The organism is Solidesulfovibrio fructosivorans JJ] (assembly GCF_000179555.1).
GTDB classification, from domain to species: Bacteria; Desulfobacterota; Desulfovibrionia; order Desulfovibrionales; family Desulfovibrionaceae; genus Solidesulfovibrio; species Solidesulfovibrio fructosivorans.
The window spans coordinates 13,271-31,039 of the sequence record NZ_AECZ01000026.1; the positions used below are offsets into that span (position 1 = coordinate 13,271).

Annotated in this window: 14 protein-coding genes; 6 read left to right on the top strand and 8 right to left on the bottom strand. The window is 63.7% G+C overall.

Translation table 11 applies throughout. The features are described 5' to 3' along the window. Nucleotides 1-67 precede the first annotated feature (67 nt). Both DESFRDRAFT_RS15625 and DESFRDRAFT_RS15630 read left to right on the top strand, forming a co-directional pair. The gene (locus tag DESFRDRAFT_RS15625; protein WP_005995520.1) at nucleotides 68-2,050 is read left to right on the top strand and encodes a peptidase U32 family protein; all 1,983 of its coding nucleotides are present in this window, start codon (nucleotides 68-70) and stop codon (nucleotides 2,048-2,050) included. Beyond that, nucleotides 2,050-3,267, top strand: coding sequence for a bifunctional nucleoside/nucleotide kinase/histidine phosphatase family protein (locus tag DESFRDRAFT_RS15630; RefSeq protein ID WP_005995522.1), 1,218 nt, complete (start codon nucleotides 2,050-2,052; stop codon nucleotides 3,265-3,267). The genes DESFRDRAFT_RS15625 and DESFRDRAFT_RS15630 overlap by 1 nt, the downstream gene beginning before the upstream one ends. Nucleotides 3,268-3,279: 12 nt before the next feature. Here the strand turns inward: DESFRDRAFT_RS15630 and DESFRDRAFT_RS20845 are convergent, their stop codons facing one another. Together DESFRDRAFT_RS20845 and DESFRDRAFT_RS15640 are read right to left on the bottom strand one after the other, a co-directional pair. Next, complete coding sequence (locus tag DESFRDRAFT_RS20845) at nucleotides 3,280-3,984, bottom strand: potassium channel family protein (RefSeq protein WP_005995524.1); 705 nt, start codon at nucleotides 3,982-3,984, stop codon at nucleotides 3,280-3,282. Between the two features lie 174 nt (nucleotides 3,985-4,158). Continuing rightward, a complete protein-coding gene (locus DESFRDRAFT_RS15640) occupies nucleotides 4,159-4,476 on the bottom strand; it encodes a hypothetical protein (protein ID WP_005995526.1) in 318 nt (105 codons plus the stop codon). A 545-nt stretch (nucleotides 4,477-5,021) separates the two neighbouring features. Here DESFRDRAFT_RS15640 and DESFRDRAFT_RS15645 point away from each other — a divergent pair. Next, entirely contained in the window at nucleotides 5,022-5,228 is a 207-nt protein-coding gene (locus DESFRDRAFT_RS15645; protein WP_005995528.1) for a TOBE domain-containing protein, read from the top strand. Nucleotides 5,229-5,376: 148 nt separating this feature from the next. Here the strand turns inward: DESFRDRAFT_RS15645 and DESFRDRAFT_RS15650 are convergent, their stop codons facing one another. Further along, entirely contained in the window at nucleotides 5,377-7,200 is a 1,824-nt protein-coding gene (locus DESFRDRAFT_RS15650) for a radical SAM protein (protein ID WP_005995529.1), read from the bottom strand. A gap of 483 nt (nucleotides 7,201-7,683) precedes the next feature. Here DESFRDRAFT_RS15650 and DESFRDRAFT_RS15655 point away from each other — a divergent pair, with 483 nt between their 5' ends. Continuing rightward, nucleotides 7,684-8,121, top strand: a complete 438-nt coding sequence (locus tag DESFRDRAFT_RS15655) for a hypothetical protein (RefSeq protein WP_005995531.1) — start codon at nucleotides 7,684-7,686, stop codon at nucleotides 8,119-8,121. Nucleotides 8,122-8,123: 2 nt separating this feature from the next. Continuing rightward, nucleotides 8,124-8,633 (top strand): hypothetical protein, encoded by a 510-nt coding sequence (locus tag DESFRDRAFT_RS15660; RefSeq protein ID WP_005995532.1) that lies wholly within the window; start codon nucleotides 8,124-8,126, stop codon nucleotides 8,631-8,633. A 183-nt stretch (nucleotides 8,634-8,816) separates the two neighbouring features. Here the strand turns inward: DESFRDRAFT_RS15660 and DESFRDRAFT_RS15665 are convergent, their stop codons facing one another. Both DESFRDRAFT_RS15665 and DESFRDRAFT_RS15670 read right to left on the bottom strand, forming a co-directional pair. After that, nucleotides 8,817-9,935, bottom strand: a complete 1,119-nt coding sequence (locus tag DESFRDRAFT_RS15665; protein WP_005995533.1) for an NADH:flavin oxidoreductase — start codon at nucleotides 9,933-9,935, stop codon at nucleotides 8,817-8,819. A gap of 4 nt (nucleotides 9,936-9,939) precedes the next feature. Then, on the bottom strand, nucleotides 9,940-10,314 hold the full coding sequence (locus tag DESFRDRAFT_RS15670; RefSeq protein WP_005995534.1) for a hypothetical protein: 375 nt from the start codon (nucleotides 10,312-10,314) through the stop codon (nucleotides 9,940-9,942). 147 nt (nucleotides 10,315-10,461) lie between these two features. Between DESFRDRAFT_RS15670 and DESFRDRAFT_RS15675 the strand changes: the two genes are divergently transcribed. Then, nucleotides 10,462-13,602 carry a hypothetical protein gene (locus DESFRDRAFT_RS15675; RefSeq protein WP_005995535.1) on the top strand — a complete coding sequence of 1,047 codons (3,141 nt, stop codon included), beginning with the start codon at nucleotides 10,462-10,464 and terminating at the stop codon, nucleotides 13,600-13,602. 79 nt (nucleotides 13,603-13,681) lie between these two features. Here DESFRDRAFT_RS15675 and DESFRDRAFT_RS15680 read toward each other — a convergent pair whose 3' ends face one another. From DESFRDRAFT_RS15680 to DESFRDRAFT_RS15690, 3 genes are all read right to left on the bottom strand, one after another. Continuing rightward, entirely contained in the window at nucleotides 13,682-14,194 is a 513-nt protein-coding gene (locus DESFRDRAFT_RS15680) for a hypothetical protein (protein WP_005995536.1), read from the bottom strand. Between the two features lie 607 nt (nucleotides 14,195-14,801). Then, a complete protein-coding gene (locus DESFRDRAFT_RS15685; protein ID WP_005995537.1) occupies nucleotides 14,802-17,168 on the bottom strand; it encodes a penicillin-binding protein 1A in 2,367 nt (788 codons plus the stop codon). Next, nucleotides 17,165-17,767: a YkgJ family cysteine cluster protein gene (locus tag DESFRDRAFT_RS15690; protein WP_005995538.1), complete on the bottom strand. Its 603-nt coding sequence runs from the start codon at nucleotides 17,765-17,767 to the stop codon at nucleotides 17,165-17,167. The genes DESFRDRAFT_RS15685 and DESFRDRAFT_RS15690 overlap by 4 nt, the downstream gene beginning before the upstream one ends. Nucleotides 17,768-17,769: the final 2 nt, after the last annotated feature.

Consider the following 17,769-nt stretch of genomic DNA (forward strand, 5'->3'; position numbering starts at 1 on the left):
CGACTTTGACCTATGGTATTCCCCTCGCGGCATCTCCCGCCTAAAATTCCTGCAAACGAGTATCCCTATGACCGAGGCGAAAAAGCCTGAAATCCTGGCCCCTGCGGGGGATCCCTATTCCTTTCTGGCGGCCGTGGCCGCCGGAGCCGACGCCGTCTACTGCGGGCTCAAGCACTTCTCCGCCCGCATGCTGGCCCGAAATTTTTCCATCTCCGAACTGGCTGGGCTGGCCGAGCTGGCAAGGGGACGGGGCGTTCGCACCTACGTGGCCGTAAACACCCTGCTCAAGCCCGACGAGGCGGACAAGGCCGGCCGGCTGGTCAAGCGGCTCATGGCCGACGTCGGCCCGGAAGCGCTCATCGTCCAGGACCTCGGCGTGGCCGCCGTGGCGCGGCAGGCCGGCTACAAGGGCGAACTGCACCTGTCCACCCTGGCCAACGTTTCGAGCCCGACCGGACTTGCCGCCCTGCCCGGCTATTCCTTTTCCCGGGTGGTGCTGCCGCGCGAACTCTCCGTGGACGAGATGCGCGAGATGGCCGAGGCCGCGCCCGAGGGGTTTTCCCTGGAGGCCTTCGTCCACGGCGCGCTGTGCTACAACGTCTCGGGCCGCTGCTACTGGAGCAGCTTCCTCGGCGGCAAATCCGGGCTTCGCGGCCGCTGCGTCCAGCCCTGCCGCCGCGTCTACGCCCACCGGGGCCAGAAGGGCCGTTACTTCTCCTGCCAGGACCTGAGCCTCGACGTTTTGACCAAGGCGCTTCTCACCATCCCGGAAGTGGCGGCCTGGAAGATCGAAGGCCGCAAGAAAGGCCCCCACTACGTCTACCACACCGTCGCGGCCTACAAGCTCCTGCGCGACTTCGCGGACGACGCCTCGGCCAAGAAAATGGCCCTGGAATTCCTGGAACAGTCCCTTGGCCGGGCCACCACCAACTACAATTTCCTGCCCCAGCGTCCCAAGAATCCCATCGACGCCAAGGAGCGCACCGGCTCGGGCATGCCGGCCGGCAAGCTTACGCGGGGCATGAAGCCCGGACAATGGAACCTCTCGACCCGCGTGACGCTCATGACCGGCGACTTGGTGCGCCTCGGCACCGAGGACGAGCCCGGCCACCGCATCATCAAGGTGACGCGCCCGGTGCCCAAGGGCGGCCGGTTGACGCTGACCATAACCGACAGCCCGCGCCCGGAATCCGGCATGGCCGCCTACCTGATCGACCGCCGCGAACCGGCGCTCATGGACAAGCTGCGCCCCTTGGAAGCCGCGCTCGAGGGCCTGCCCGAGCGCGAGGCCAAGCCCGTGGAGTTCACTCCCGCCATGCCCAGGCCCAGGAAGCCGGGCCGGGGCGAGCCCCTTGCCATAAGCGTGTGGCGGCATCCGGACATGCGCAAGGAAAAGGGCGGCGCGTTCGGCGTGTGGGTCTCCACCAAGCGGGCGCACAATCTGCCGCTGGGCCGGGCCGCCTCGGTCTGGTGGTGGCTGCCGCCGGTGATCTGGCCGGATGAGGAAAGCGAGTTCGTGAGCCTTGTCGCGGCCATCTGCTCGCGCGGCGGCAAGCGGTTCGTGCTCGGCGCGCCCTGGCAGACCGGGCTTTTCCCGGCCAAGGCCAAAGGACTGGAACTGTGGGCCGGGCCGTTTTGCAATATCGCCAACCCCCTCGCCCTCGGCGAGCTGGAGCGGACCGGCTTCGCCGGGGCGTTCGTCTCGCCCGAGCTTTCCGGCGAGGATTTGCTCGCCCTGCCCAAGCTCTCGCCGTTGCCCCTTGGCCTTGTGTACAAGGGTGCCTGGCCGCTCGGGCTTTCCCGGGTGCTTTCCGGCGAGATCAAGACCTGCCTGCCGGTCATAAGCCCCAAGGAAGAGGGGCTCTGGGCCGTGAAGTACGACCGCACCTACTGGCTCTACGCCAACTGGGAGGTCGACCTCGGCCGGCACCGCGAGGGACTGGCCAAGGCCGGCTACGCCGTGTTCGCGGACCTGCGCGAGCCCATGCCCAAGGACGTGGAGCGCCGCGAACGCTCCAGCCATTTCAACTGGGAAGTGGGGTTGCTCTGATGGCCAGGCCGCGCAAGCTCTACATCGCCATGGTGGGGCTGCCGGCCATGGGCAAGTCCACCGTCGGCGCCAAGATCAAGGAGAACCTGGAAAAGGACGACATCAAGGTCGGGATCTTCAACAACGGCGACGTGCGCCGGCGCATGATCCCGGGCAACACGTCCAACCCCGACTTCTACAACCCGGCCAACATCCACGCGGCCGGGCTGCGCGAACGCATCGCGGCGGTCAATTTCGCCGAGGCCAAAGCCTACCTTTCCACCGAAGGCGACATCGCCATCCTCGACGCCACCAACGTCTCCCGCAAACGGCGGGAGACGTTGCGGGCCCATCTGCCCAACCACCCCATCCTTTTTATCGAGTGCATCAACGACGACCCCGAGCTTTTGGCCCTGTCCATCGCCCGCAAGACCAGGCTCCCGGAATTTTCCACTCTGTCCGAGGCCGAGGCGAGAAAAAGCTTCGTCACCCGCATCGGCTACTACCGCCACATCTACGAGCCGCCGGACGAGGTCCACGACCTGGTGCGCCTGGACACGCTCAACAACCGCATTCTCTTCGAGCGCATCTCGGCCGGCCTGCCCTACTACGGCCGCATTCGCGACCTGCTCATGTCCGACTGGATCAAGAACCTCTTTCTGGTGCGCCACGCCGAAAGCGAATACAACGTGCGCGACATGGTGGGCGGCAACTCGAACCTGACCGACAAGGGCCGCAAACAGGCCTGGGCGCTCTCCCGCCATTTCATCGGCACGCCCCTGCCCTACATCTTCACCAGTTCGCTCACCCGCACCCTGGAGATGGCCGAGCCGCTCCTGGAGACGCGCAAGGGCCAGACCACCCACCACGCCTTCCCGGAATTCGACGAGATCGACGTGGGCGAATGCGACGGCATGAGCTACGCCGAGATCGAGCGCACGCGGCCGGACCTTTTCGCGGCCCGGACCCGCAACAAGTACAACTTCGTCTACCCCGGCGGCGAGGGCTACGCCACCATGGCCGGCCGGGTCTACCGGGGCGTGAAAAAGGCCCTCTATTTGAGCGGCAATTCCGAGCACATCATGATTATCGGCCACCAGGCCGTCAACCGCATGATCCTCTCGGATTTCCTGTTCCGCCGGGCCGAGGACGTGCCCTATATCTTCATCCCCCAGGACAAGTACTTCCACATCGTCTCGACCCAGACGAAAAAGCTGTTCGAGCTCAGAAAGTTTTAATGGCAGGGACCCTCAGTCCAATGGCCGCCGCAATTCCTGCGGCCGATCGGAACCGGACGGGGCGCGATACTGGAGATTGACGAGCCTGGCGATGAAAACCACCAGGAAACACTGGCCAGCTATTCCCTCCAGCACACTTAGACATTGCCCCCATGCATTCATGGGCACAATATCGCCAAAGCCGGAGGTCAAAAGACAGCTGTAACTAAAATAAAAAATCATTCCCATGGCATTCAGGAGCGGCGGGTGCTTTCCATGCGACGTGAAATCAAAGGCGCTGGCATCAAAAAGGTACATTGAAAAGTATATCATGTAAAAAAACTGTCCAATAAGCAAGAAAACGCAGATCCCCCCCATGATGACATCCGCGTTAACTTGCCTCACCTTGTGAATAGCGAACAATATACTGACGCATACGCCGAGAATAATGACCGCCCCCAGCAGACATACCAACATTATGATCGTTGTATTTTTGAGCAACAGCCCAACGACATCACCAGCGATATAAAACGGCGCAAGCGCCATAAGCATACGGGAAAACCACAAAGAGGCTATTGAACGCAATCCTACAATTACAACTACATAATAAACTATATCCAACACTATTCCATAGTCCAAACTTCGCGTGCCCACCGGGACCAAAATGAACAAGGCCGTCAAAACAATGAGCAAACTCAGATAAGGACGATTTACCATCGCGGTAATGCGGGGCAACACGCGCGGTCTCCTTTGCGGCGCAACACGGCACAAGACTTGATGCTATTCAAAGCAATACTTCGAAAACCCGCCCTCGCACAGCTACCTACGCGTCGGACTTGTTTTTTTGTGCCTCGCACTCGAACCTTCGCAGCGACCTGACCCACGTGGTTTTGTCGACAAGTTCACATCCTCTTATCCTTGCAGGTATTTCGCATTCATCTCTTGCAACCCTTGCCGCAAAGTATCGACCTTGCTTTCTGGAAAACCAATTTTCACTATCCTCGGGATCGCATAGTCGCAAATTGCCGCGAAAAATTTTTCGCGCGTCGATCGAGGTCCCTTGCCGATATCCTTCCAACTCGATTCGCCAAAATCCTTAAGGGCCGCCGCGATGGCGAGACGAAAGTCTCCTTTAACCGAAAGATGGGAAAGCCCGGCATGGACCTTCTCAACAACATTTGCCATTTCTTCAATCTTTTTTTCCTGTTTCGATTGACCAGTGACGTCCATACCCCTTCCTCCATCATACAATTATGAATCAAGCATTATGTCATCTACATAAAACATATCAAAACGACACTGAAGTTAGCCGCGCCAAAGATTCCTTAGCACATATACACAGCAATAGTTTTTTTTGAGTATCCTTTTACCCGCTGCGGCAAACATTACCTTTTCTTTGTTCAAATGAAAATAAAAATCGAAACCATTGCCTCAGTCCTCCCATCCTTGATTCTTCCATACGCCTGCCGTCTCAACCTTCGTCGCGGCAATTCTTGCGGGCCCGCAACCCGCCGGGCGGCCAGACGGCCTCGTCCGCCACGACGTTGCGCCATAGCAAGCCAAAAATTCTCGAAGAACATTGAAAACAAGAAGGCAATTTTCCTTCAATTCCTCATGCAGTAGGATTGCAATACTACACTCACATGGAAAGTTTACATCTCGTGTGACTGAAAATTTCTTTGAAAAAAGTCTTTCTCTGACTGGAAACAATTCATCTTTGTGCTATGAAGGATTCGCAAACTCCGCAAGCATCCTTCAACCAGGAGAAAAAAACAATGAAAGTCAGCGCCCGCAACCTTATCCCCGGCACCGTGAAGTCCGTCAACATCGGCATGGTCAACGCCGAAGTGATCATCGATGCCGGCGGCGTGGACATCGTCTCCGTCATCACCAAGGAATCCGCCGAAAACATGGGGCTCAAGGCCGGCTCTCCGGTCAAGGCCATGATCAAGGCCACCAGCATCATGGTCGTCACCGACTAACCGCCGCTTCCGCCTGCGGGGGAAAGGCCTTGGCTCGCCAAAGCCTTTCCCCTGGCTCTCGATACTTTCCTCCGCAAATGCCCGTGCGTGGCACCCGTGCCGGCAAAAAGTTCAGGAAAGGGAGAGCGCGAGAGGGCTACTGCCCTCTTCAAAGGGTTGCCCCTCTCGCATTATCCTCCCTCCCCCTCCCTTTCACAAAGCGCCAATCACGGCTCGGCTTGGCAAAGGACCGGTTGATGCTCGCGAGCGGAAAGTGCCGGCCGAAAACGTGGGCATGATAGTCCGCCGCGTCCGCCACGCTGTCGAAGTGGAAAACCTCCGGGTGCAGCTTGCTGGCGATAAAGCGCAGCCCCAGCACCCACTTGGGCGCGCCGAAGTCGCTCGACGGCACGGGGGCGGTGTATACGCGCCCGTCTCGCACCGCGGCCACGTCAAGCCCCAGTTCCCCGCATTCCCGGCAAAAATCGTCGATGTTGTTCGAGAGAAAAGACGAGATGAAGATCACCTCGGGGTCAAGCTCTTGCAGCGTTGCCGCCGAGACCGTACGGCCGGGCCGGCCGTCGAGGTCCAGGGTGGTGTTGAGGCTTTCCCCGCCGGCCACGCCCACGAGATGGTTTTCGAACCGGTCTCCCTTGAGGCCGAAAAGCGGCTTGCCCATGGCGTAAAAGGTCCGGGGATGCCTGGCGACCTTGGCCGCCCCTTCGCGCACCGGCGCGATCATCTCCGCCAGAAAATCCACCAGACCCGACGCGGCCCGGTCGCGGCCGAGCACCCCGCCGAACTCGCGGATCAGCCGCATGTAGCCGTCGATGGTCTGGATGTCCTTGTGGAGCTGGTGCAACATGCCCCGCGCGAGCAGATGCTCCCACACGGCGACCACCTCGGCCTGATCGTCCACGCCCATGGCCAGGCACATGGATTCCACGATCTCCAGCGCCCGGGTGAACGGGTAGCCGCCTTGAAAGGCCCCCTCCCGCATGACCGGCGGCTCCACCGGCCCCCGCACGGCCGTGTCGGCCCCGCAGGCGCCGCAATGCACGGATTCGGGCGACACGCCCGGGGCGAGCCCGACCAGCCGCGCCCCCATGGGGCCGTAAAAATCGCGTGAAACGACCGGCGCGCCGCACGACGGACACACCGTGTCCAGGCCGCGCGTGCCCGGGGTGTTGAAGACGTAGGTGAAGGGGAGCGTGCGGCGCAGCTCCCGGGCAAAGGCCTCGGTGTCGGCGATGGCCGGCTCCAGGGCCGGGTCGGCGTCCTCGATGGGCACGAAGCGCATCATCTGGAGCACCATGTCGGGAGAGATTTCCGCCAGGGTCGCGGCCAAAAGCCGGGTGTCGTCCCGGTTGTCCAGGCGGTCCATGCAGGCGACCTCCACATGCACGCCCGCCCCGATCAGCGCCCGGATGTTGCGCAGCACCACTTCCGGGTTCGCCCCGCCGCACAGCCGGGCGCGCGCCGCGCTCATCCCTTTGACGCCGACGTTGATGCAGTCCAAAAGCCCCAGAAACGGCTCCAGGGACGCCTCGGTGAAATAGGCGTTGCTGGCGCAGCCGACCATAAGCCCCCGCGCCTTGGCCTCCCTGGCCACCTCCAGAAAGGTGAAATAGGAGGCCAGCGGGTCGTTCATCAAAAAGGCGATGCCCCGGCAGCCCTGCTTTTCGGCCATGTCCACCACGGCCTCGGGCGGCATGCGGCGCAGAGCCGGGCTGTCCGGCCGCATCTCCCGGGCCGTGACCGTGGCGATGCAGCCCGGGCAGTCGAAATTGCAGCCCACGGTGCTGATCTGGAAAAACGGCGCGCCCGGATGAAAGTGGAGCAAGGGAATGGTTTCCACGGAAATGGGGCTGGTGATCAGGTAACGGTCCGGATAGCACTCCTCGACGCCGCCGTCCTCCAGCGTGTAGCGGCCGCAAAGGCCCGTCTTTCCGGATTCGAGGATACAGCCGCGTTCGCAAATGGGACAGCGCATGGGACAGGCTCCTGGCTTGGGCGTTTTTCGAAACGCCAGGAGTATAGACTTGGGGCGACGGCCCGGGCAATTTGACACTGGCTCTATTTCATTCGACATCACAGCAGGATAGAAGAATCCCCCCAACAAAGGAGCGTCACGAAAATTCTATAAACCCGGCCGCCGTCTACTTCGGACGCGTTTTGCGCCCGGAGGAAACGGGTTTGCCCACCTGGTACCCCCCGTGGTCCCGGCCGGTTGGCGCGTGGGCTTTCGGACCGCGACCGGCGGCACAAGCGCCGGCTTGACGCCGGCCGGGCTTTGGCCTAGCAGGGCAAATGGACGCCCGCTTGAGCCGCCGGGGAGCGCCGCTCCGCCGGCCGGCGACGCGGGTGCGCAGCCGCATGAGTGCAGCCACGAGTACGCGACAACGCCTTTTCCCCTTCGCCCGGCACGTGGCCCCCAAAGCCCCGAGCCGATTCCCGGACGCCCGTATTTTCCGCCATGCCGCCTAACCCCGCCCAGACTTCCCTGATCTATGTCTCTTTTTCCGTGGTCGCCCTGTACGGCCCGGCGCTTCTTCTGACCTTTCTGGCCTACCGCTACCTGCTCGGCCGCAAAACCCGGCTGGAACGGCGACTGGAAAAACACCGCCGCATCCGGGAAGATATCGCGGCCAAAGGCCAAAAAACGCGGACCAAGCTGGCGCTGCGGCATCAGCGCCGCAACATCCGCGAGATGGCGGTCATCGTGCGCGAACAGCTCGAGGCCAACAAACGCAGGATGACGCCCTACATGCACCAGCGCACGTCGGTTTTCATCGAAAAGGCGATCACGGATGTCGATTTCGACCGGCTTGCGGCGCTCAACCGCTTTTTCGCCAACGCGGGCGCTTCGGACACGCCGCCGGTGATGGAACTTTTTTTCGAACAAACGAGGTAACCATGTCGATACCCGAGAACATCGCCAAGGCCATCACCAGGCTTTGCTACTCTGTCCGCAGCGAGGCGGCCCAGTGGCGCAAGGAAAACCAGCCCGAGCTCGACCGGCTCAAGGAAGAAAAGCTCGTGGCCGCGGCGGAGCTCAAAAAGCGCCTGGAACTCATGGAAATCCGCTTCAAGGAAGAATGCCGCCGGGCGCGCATGGAAGAAGAGCGGCAAACCGAACACTTCGCCGAATTCCTGGAAAGCATCGACGAGATGAAGGCCAACATGCTGGAATACTATGGCAGCATGCCCAAGCCCATCGCGCTCATGATCCACCACCACGCGGCGGAACTGCTCAAACAGGCCTGGCACAGTCCCGATGCCCAGGAACGCTTGCACATGCAGACGCGCTTCACCAACCTCATGCTCACCATCACCGAAGACCTGACGGAACTCTCGGCCGCCGGCGGCCAAAAAGCCCTGCCGGAAAAAACCATCGCCTTCATTCAGAACAACGAAAAAGACTAAAGAAGATAGGAAGTGCGAGAGGGGAAACCCTTTAAAAAGGGCAGTAGCCCCTCTCGCGCGCTCCCTTTCCTAAATTTTTTAACTTTTACGAGTTATTGGCGGACAACATCCCGTCACCGTGAAAAGTCTTGGGAAGGGGGTCTGGGGGGAACCTTTTGAAAGACAAGGTTCCCCCCAGCCTCATTACGACGCCCTGCGTCGGGCTTCCCGGGCCGCCGTCAGGCAGGAGACGCCTTCGCCCCGGCGCAGGGGCACGAAGCAGGCGTTGTCGCTGACGCAGGCCGAGGGCGCGGCATCGCCGGATTCCCAGCGCGCGACGAGTCCCGGTTCGCGAATCAGCGGCCGGGACAGGGCGACCATGTCGGCCGTGCCCGAGGCGACAATCCCATTGGCGGTTTCCAGGCTGCGTATGCCGCCGACCAAAATGAGCGGTATGCCGAGCCCCTTTGTTTTGATCGCGGCCGCCTGTTCCCGGTAATAGGCCTCGCCGTCGGGAATGGCGATCTTTCCGGGCCGCACGGGCGACAGTTTGCCCGAATCCAGCGTGCCGCCGGAAAGCTCCACCGCGTCAGCGCCGGCCAGCGCGAGCCAGGAAACGACTTGCCGGCCTTCCTCGGCCGTCATGCCGCCCTCGATGAAATCCTCGCAGTTGATCTTGGCCAGCACCGGGTAATCGTTGCCGATCCGGCCCCGGATGGCGCCTATGGTCTCGAGCAGCAGCCTGGCCCGGTTGGCCAGCGCGCCGCCGTAGGCTCCCGAGCGGCGGTTGGTGCGCGGCGAAAGAAACTGGCTTATGCCGTAGCCGTGGGCGGCGTGAATCTGCACGCCGTCGGCCCCGGCGTCGCGGCACAGGGCGGCGGCCGCGCCGAAGGCGGCCTCGAACCGGGCCAGGTCCTCGGCGCTCATGGCCGAGCACGGCGGCGCGTCCGGGTCCTCGGGCTGCGAAGGCCCGACCACCGGCTCGCCGGACAGGGCCGGATCGGCCCGGCACCCGGCATGGGCGAGCTGGACCACAAACCGGCCGCCGTGGGCGTGCACGGCCCTGGCGAGCCTGGCCACCCCCGCCTCCATCTCCGACGTGTGGACGCCAAGCTGGCCCATGCCGGCCTGCCCCCGTTTCTCCACATAGGCATGGCCCGAAATGATCAGCCCCACCCCGCCGACGGCCAGGGCGGCCAGCGCCGCCTCGAGCCGGTCCGTGACCGTGCCGTCGGGGGCGGCCAGGCCCTCGGCCGTGGCCGAGCGCACAAAGCGGTTCTTGATCCGCATGCCGTTGATCACGATGGGATCGAAGACGTTCATGGCCTTACGCCGCCTCGAATCGGTCGATAAACCGTTCCAGATCGTTGAGGTCGCCGTCCTGGTACTCTTCGGGATACAGCAACGCGCCCATGAAAAAAATGCTCTCGAGCGACAGGGCCATGCCGGCCCGTCGGGCGAAATCCTCGAGCCCGGCGGTAAAGGCGGTCACACCGTCGGTATCGGCGTCGGCCAGGACATCGGCCGCCTCCTCGGACAAGGCCTCGAGGGTCAAGCATTTGTCGGTCAGATACTTCCGGTGACCGGCGGTGTCCCCCGCCTCGTGCAGGGCGCTGGCCGCCTCGGCTTCCAGGCGGCGGATATCGCCGGCCGCCTGCCGGGCCATGTCCAGGGCCGCCTGGGGAACCTTGGGTTTTCCCATCTCTCCTCCCGTATTGCGACAGAGATTATCACGCCTATCGATGCCGTGCATAACAAAACAGTTTTGACAGGCCAAGCGGCCCGCCCGTCGCCCCTTGACGCCCAGCGTGGCCGGACGCTAGGTATTTTTCAAGGAAAAAAGTCGGTTATGCAACAAACTGATTTCCCAGCCAATTTCCTCCCGCGGCTCGCCCCGGCCAGGCAGCGCCCCCCGCTTCCGCCCGGTCCGGAACTGTCCGGCCCGGCCCGGTTGTGCTTCGACCGGGGGGACTACGAACTGCTGGGACTTGTGGCCGACGTCTGGTCCCGGCGGGATTCACCGGGACTGCGGGGACTGCTCGCCTCGTACCTGCACCCCCACGGCATCAAGGAAATGGCCGCCCCGCGCGCCATGCGCCTGGCCTATGCCATCATCCGCCTGATCGGCTCGCTGGACGCCGGCCTGGCCGACGTCAGGTTGCGGGCGCTACGCTGTCTGCGTGACGAGGCCACGGCCATCGCCGGCACGGGCCTGGAGAAAAATACGGCCCGGGTGCTGCTGGAAATCATGAAGCGGCTCGTGCGGGCGGGCGACGACCGCAGGCGGCAGCTTGAGCTGGCCCACGACTTTCGCGCCGCCGTGCCGGGCAATCCCCGGGTGGTGCGCCGCCTGCTCGCCGAGCACCACCTGCTCGAAATGCCCGAGGAGTGGAACCAGGTTGCCTTCGACGACCACGTCCACGACGCCGCGACCAAGGGTCGCAAATCCCCCACCCACCTGATCCTCGACGCCTGGATCAAGGGCATCCGCCGGCTCACCGTGATCCATTACCATCACGTGCATCCGGACACCGCCGCCGAACTGCTGGCCGCCGCAGACATCATGGAGATGGAGGTGGCCATCGGCATTGAGCTTTTGGCCCGCCACGACGGCAGGCCGGTCAAGTTCCTGTGGACGCCGGAGGCCCTGTCCCGGCCCGAGGAAAGCGCGGCCTTCCTGCGCGATCCGGCCATCGAGGACTTCATGCGCCAGGGACGGGAAATCTCCGAGCGTTTCAAGCGCCACGCCCTGGCCCTGCTCGACGCCTTCAACGCGCGCCACCGGCCGGCCATAAACGCCCGTTTCGGGCTCGACCTGCCCCCGCTATCCCCGGACGATTTTCTCGAGAGCGTGGGGCACGGCCAACCAAGCCCCCTGCACCTGGCCCGCTTCGTCCACGAGCGGCTGGAGCCGCTTCTGGCCGCGCGGGGCAAGGACGTGCAGGCACGGACGCCCTCGGACGAGGCCGCGCTCAAGGACTACCTGGCCAGCCTGGAGGCGCTGGATGTGGAAGCGCTTCTTGACGGCTGGCTCTCGCCCGAGGCCAACCCCGGGCTCACGGCGCCCGAGGAGGCCGCGCCCGGCGAAACCCTGCCCAAGCGCATGCGGCTTTCGCCGGGGGAGCTTTGCCGGGCGCTCGCCGAACTGTGCGGCACGCACCGCCTGACCCTGGTGGCGGCGGGCATGGATGTCGCCGACGTGCTGCGCCTGCTGTTCGCCTGCCGGGGCGCGATCACGCACATCGAGATCTTCAACCTGCGGGTTTTCGAAACGCAAAAACGCGACGCGGCCGACACCCTGGAGCTGCTGGCCATCCTCAACGTCGGCGACGCCGTGGGACTCAAGGAGCGCATCACCCGGACGGCCGAGAAGGCCGAAGCGACCGGCGACGCGGCAACGGCCGCGCGGCTGCGGGAGTTGCGCCCGGAGGTGGGGGAGATGACGGCCGCCTACCGCCTCTCCCCCCTTGGCGTGCGCATGGGTTCGGATTCCTCGGGCCATTCCACCCGCTGCCACGGCATGGGGCTGGCCGTGGCCGACACCCTGCCCCACCGCACCCGGGCCCATCTGGCCGCCCGGGCCAAAAAACCGGGCCAAAGCCTGCGCCGGGTCATTCCCGTGGGCCTGGCCGTGTCGCCGCGCCTTTGCGCCCTGCCCGACGACTGCCCGCCGGGACCGCTCACCAGGACGCTTCGCCGCCTTGGCGAATGGCCGCTGCTGCGCCTTGGCGGCTACCGCTGGCGGCTGTCCTGGACCACCGGGCGGGCATTCCGGGCAACCGGGAAGACGGCCAATATCCATACCCTGGGCGGCACCCAGCCAAGCGCCGCCGAACGTTTTCTGGAAGCGGCCGCCGATGCCAAGCCCATGCGCTTTCGGGCGCGCTACGCCAACGGCTCACTCAAAAACGCCGCGAAGATCGGCATCGGCTTCGCCGTGGCCGCCGCCTCCTTCGCCAGCACCCATTCGTGGTGGGTGCTGGCCTATGGCGGACCGTTCATCTGGTTCGGCATCACGGGCCTGCGCAACCTGATCCAGACGGCTTTCGGCTGCGGCGGGCTGCGGCGCAGCCAGCTTTTGCGCTGGGAGGACTACGTCAGCATCGACCGGATCGCGGACTCGCTTTTTTTCACCGGCTTTTCCGTGCCGCTGCTCGACGTCCTGGTGCGCTCGGCGCTCCTCGGCCACGGGCTCGGCATCACCACCGCCACCAACCCGACCGCGCTTTTCACCATCATGGCCCTGGCCAACGGACTTTACCTGGCCAGCCATAATCTTTTCCGGGGGCTTCCCCGGGCGGCGGCGCTTGGCAACCTGTTCCGCTCGGTGCTCTCCATTCCGCTGGCCGTCGGCATCAACTTCGCCCTGGCCTGGGTGTTGCGCCACGCCGGCGCGGCCTCGCCCGAGGCGATCCTGGAACCCTTCGCGGCCATCGTGTCCAAGTTCGCCTCGGACTGCGTGGCCGCGGTGATCGAGGGACTGGCCGACCGGGGACGCTACCTGCGCCTGCGCGCCCGCGACTACCGGGAAAAATTCCGCCAGCTCCGGGAGGCGCAGACCCGGCTCGAGCTGCTCCATCCCGACGCCGATGCGGCGAGCCTGCTTGAGTCGCCCAAGAAATTCCTTTCCGGCCTGGAATCGCACCCGGGCGGCCTGCAAGCCATCTTCATCGCCAATGCTTTGGATTTTCTCTATTTCTGGATGTACCAGCCCCACGCCCGCACGGTCATGGCCCGGGCGCTTCGGGCCATGTCGCTGCGCGAGCGCCGGATTTTTTTGCTGTCGCAGTACGTGCTGTTGCGGGAAAAGGAAATCAGCCGCCTTTTTATCGACGGCCTGGTGGGAAAGACGTTCGCGCCGGCCCTGGCCTTCTTCTTGAGCAACGCCCGGTGCTACCTGGAAGACATCCAGAAGCTGGCCATGCGCCTGCCGCCGGCCGAGACGCAAAGCCTGGAAAATACCTTCTTCGGCCACGACGCCCCGTCATAAGCCCGCCGCGCCGGACCTGTCCGCCTCCCGCCGCCGCGCCTCGCAGCGCGTCCCGGCGACGGGAGGCGGCACTTGCGGATTACGCCTCGGAAGCCCCCACACCGGAAAGCGCGCCGGAAATGATGCTGTCGACGTTTTCCATGGGGTTGCCGCCGCCGCTTTGGTGGGCGGCGTATTTCATGGCCGCCTGCCCCTGAGCGCCGGAAGCGTTGCTCGGCGGCTCGGAGGGACCCAGCGAAGACATGCTGCCCGACTTGGCGGCCTGGGCGAACTTGCCGGCCATATCGCTGTACATGCCGGCGGCCTGGGAATCCGAAGAGTTCTTGGCCGCATCGGACAGACTGTTCGAAATCTTCTGCGCCACTTCCTTGAACTTGTCCGGATCGGAACTTTGCAGATTCTTGAGCTTCTGCATCATTTCCGCGCCGTTGGAAAAATTCTTGCCGTCACCCTGGATGCCCGGGCTCCCGGAGGAGTCGTCGTCCGAACTTGAAGCCGCGCTCACGGTCGAGGATTTGCTGGAGCTGGCCAGCGTGCCCAGGCTCGTACCGGTGCCGCTGCCGTAACTGAGGCCGATAAGATCAGAGGACATGGCGTTTCTCCTTTGGTTTTGTGCAACCTTGCCTGCGGGACTTATCGGCCGAAGGAGAAAGGAGTTTAGAGAAAAAATAAATTATTTCGATGTAACCTTTTAATTAACATTGCGTCACATAAACAAGTATCCAGAAAAAAGTTAAAATACTCCTGCAATATAAAAGTACATTTCCCCCAATCCCATTTTATTTATCTTCAAAAAGAGAAATAATTCTCTCAATATTCCATTCATTTCACAGACGTAATTCCATCCATATCACGCCATATAAAAGGCGTACCCTCCAGACATTTCCACCATTACTGGCGTAATATCTTCAAAAGCACCATAGGCCACCCTCTCGCAAAAGTCCTGTCCGGCGCCGCCGTCCATCATCCGCCCGAAAAAAGCCGCTGCCAACACCGTGCCCACAGCCGGACAGGCCGCAAAAAAAGTCGCCCGGCTGCCGAACCAGTCCGGGCGACAAAGAATACGCTGTTTGAAGGGGAAAGCGCCACGCGGGATGCCCGTTCCGGGGCCGCCATCGCCCCGGGCAAGACCGCCGACCGGACGGCCCCCGGGCCCCGCCCGCGGTCCAGGCGCCCCAAACGGGCGCGGGCGGACGCGATCAGAACATCTGCTTGAGCAGGTCCTCGCCCTTGCCGAGGGGCGCGTTGGGGTCGGTGAAAAAGGCCTTCTCCTGCTCCTCGTCCATGACGGCCATGGAACCGCGTTCGGTGCCCTCCTTGAAGGCCATGGGCACGCCGTCCACGTTGGCCATGACGATGCCCGGGGGCCGCGAGAAATCCTCCACCGGATAATCGTTCTCCACGGCTTCGCGGTAGGCCAGCCAGATGGGCAGGGCCGCCCGCCCGCCGGTCTCGCCCCTGCCCATGGGTTTGGGCTGGTCGAAGCCGACGTAGCAGCCGGTCAGCAGATAGGGCGAAAAGCCCATGAACCAGGCATCCTGGAAGTCGTTGGTGGTGCCGGTCTTGCCGGCGATGGGCCGGCCGAGGACCTTCACCCGCGTGGCCGTGCCGGCCCGCACCACTTCCTTGAGCATGCAGTCCATGATGTAGGCGGTCTGGGGCGTGAGCACCTGCTTGATCTCGGGCTTGTTGACGTAGAGTTCCTCGCCCCAGGGGCTCTTGACGTCCAGGACGAAGCGCGGGGTGATGGTCGAGCCGTCGCGGGCAAAGGCGGAATAGGCGTGGATCATGTCCAGCAGGTTGACGGCCACCGCTCCCAGGCTCACCGGCAGGTACGGCACGAATTCGCCCCGCAGCCCCAGTTCCTGGGCCCGGGCGATGATCTTTTTCATGCCCACCTGCTGGGCCACCCGCACCGTGACCAGGTTTTTCGACTTGGACAGCGCGGCCCGAAGCGTCATGGGACCGGAAAAGTTGCCCTCGTAGTTGCCCGGGGACCAGACCTGGCCGCTCCAGGGATCGCGGTAGGAAAAGGGCGCGTCCATGACCACCGTGGCCGGGGTCATGCCGTTGTCCATGGCCACGGAATAGACGATGGGCTTAAACGACGAACCGGGCTGGCGAAACGACTGGGTGGCCCGGTTGAACTGGCTTTTTTCGAAGGAGAAGCCGCCGACGCAGGCCAGCACCTCGCCCGTGCGCGGGTCCATGGACACGATGGCCCCCTCGATGCGCGGCTCGAGCTGCATGGCCAGCTTCCACATGGGCCGGGAGGACGCCGACGGCGCGGCTTTCCTCGATTCGGCCTTGCCCTTCTTGCCCTTGGGGGCCGGGGCCTCGGCCTCCTCCTTGCGGGCGCCGGGCTTTTCGGGCTCGGCCAGCACCGACGTCCAGACGATGTCGCCGACTTCCACCCGGCCCTTGGCCCAGCCGACCTCGCTGGCCGGAATGAAGCCGTACTTGTCGCCGAAGCGCACGGTCACGCCCTGGCCGCCGACCTCCGTGACCAGGGCCTTGAGCCAGCGCCCCGGGGTCAAAAGCGACGCGGGGACGTTGCTGTGGGCCAGAAAATCCGCGAACTTGTCCTTGTCGAGCTTTTCCAGGGCCGGCTTGTAGCCCCGGCGCTTCTCCGAGGCGACCAGCCCCTCGCGCAGGGCCCGTTCGGCCGCTTCCTGGTGCTTGAGGTCCACGGCCGTGCGCACGTGCAGGCCGCCGTTGTAGACCTGATCCTCGCCGAAACGGTCGATGAGTTCCCGGCGCACCTCCTCGAGGTAGAACGGGGCCACCTCCCAGGACGGGTCGGGCATGCTTTTAAAGACCAGCGGCTCGGCCACGGCCTGGTCGTGCTGGGCCTGGGTGATCCAGCCCTGGGCCAGCATGCGGCCGAGCACGTATTTCTGGCGGTTCTTGGCCGCCTGGAAATCCCGAAACGGACTGTAGCGCGAAGGCGCCTGGGGCAGGCCGGCCAGAAGCGCGGCCTGGGCCAGGGTCAGGTCGCCGACGTGGACGCCGAAATAGGTCCGCGCCGCCGCTTCCACGCCGTAGGCCCGGGAGCCCAGGTAGATCTGGTTGAGGTAGATGGTGAGGATTTCGTCCTTGGTCAGGTACTTCTCCAGGCGATAGGCTAGGATGGCTTCCTTGATCTTGCGCTTGTAGCTTTTTTCCGAGGACAAAAGCAGCCGCTTGATGACCTGCTGGGTGATGGTGGAACCGCCCTGCCGGATGCCGCCGCGCTGGAGGTTTTTGATCATGGCCCGGACGATGGCCGAAAGGTCCACGCCCTCGTGCTGGTAGAAGGTGGCGTCCTCGGCGGCCAGGAAGGCCTTGGGCAAAAACTCGGGCATCTCCGAGAGCGTCACCAAAAAGCGCTTTTCGGAATAGAGGTAGCCGAGCACCTTGTTGTCGCGGGTGTAGATGGTCGTGACCAGCGGCGGGCGGTAGTCGGTGATTTTGCGGAAACTCGGCAGATCGCTCGAGGCCCAGTAGTACAAGCCGATAAGGCCGGCGGCCCCGGAGACGATGCCGACGAACACCAACAGAACAAGCAAAATGAGGAATTTTTTCACGTGCCAAATCTCGCTGGGACGGGAGTGACCGCGGGCATGTCTTCCCGGGGAGGAAGCCCCCAGGCCAGTCGCAGCCGGCCGTGGAGATCGCGCACCTGCCCCTCGGTCGCCGCAAGAAGCGTGAGCATCCCGGCGACGGTGCGGCCCTGGCGGTGGACGAGACAGCTGGCGGCGGCAAAGGCCGTGACCCGTCCGTCAGCCATCCAGAATGGGAAGAGGCGGCAATAATACGGCCGGGCCTCCCTTGGCAAGCGGCATCCGTCGGCCTGCAGAAACACGCAGTGCCCCCCGGGAGAGACCGACAGGCGCAGGTGGCGGCCCGATTCGGGAAAAAGACTTTCGAGCAACTTGCCCTCACGGGGGAAAAGCCGACGCATACAGGAGAGAAACGCCCCGGAATTGGCTTCCGGCGTGAACGCCCCGAGCGAAAGGCCCACATGTTCGGCAATGCGGTGCCGCTCCACCTCGGAGATGGGGAAACACAATTCCTCATGCCCGGGCGTCAGCGTGCAGCATGTGGGGCCGGCCGCGGCACAACGGCGGCAGCTTTCCGGATTGCGCGACCCGGGGGAATCCCCGGACCGGGATAAGGCGTTCACGG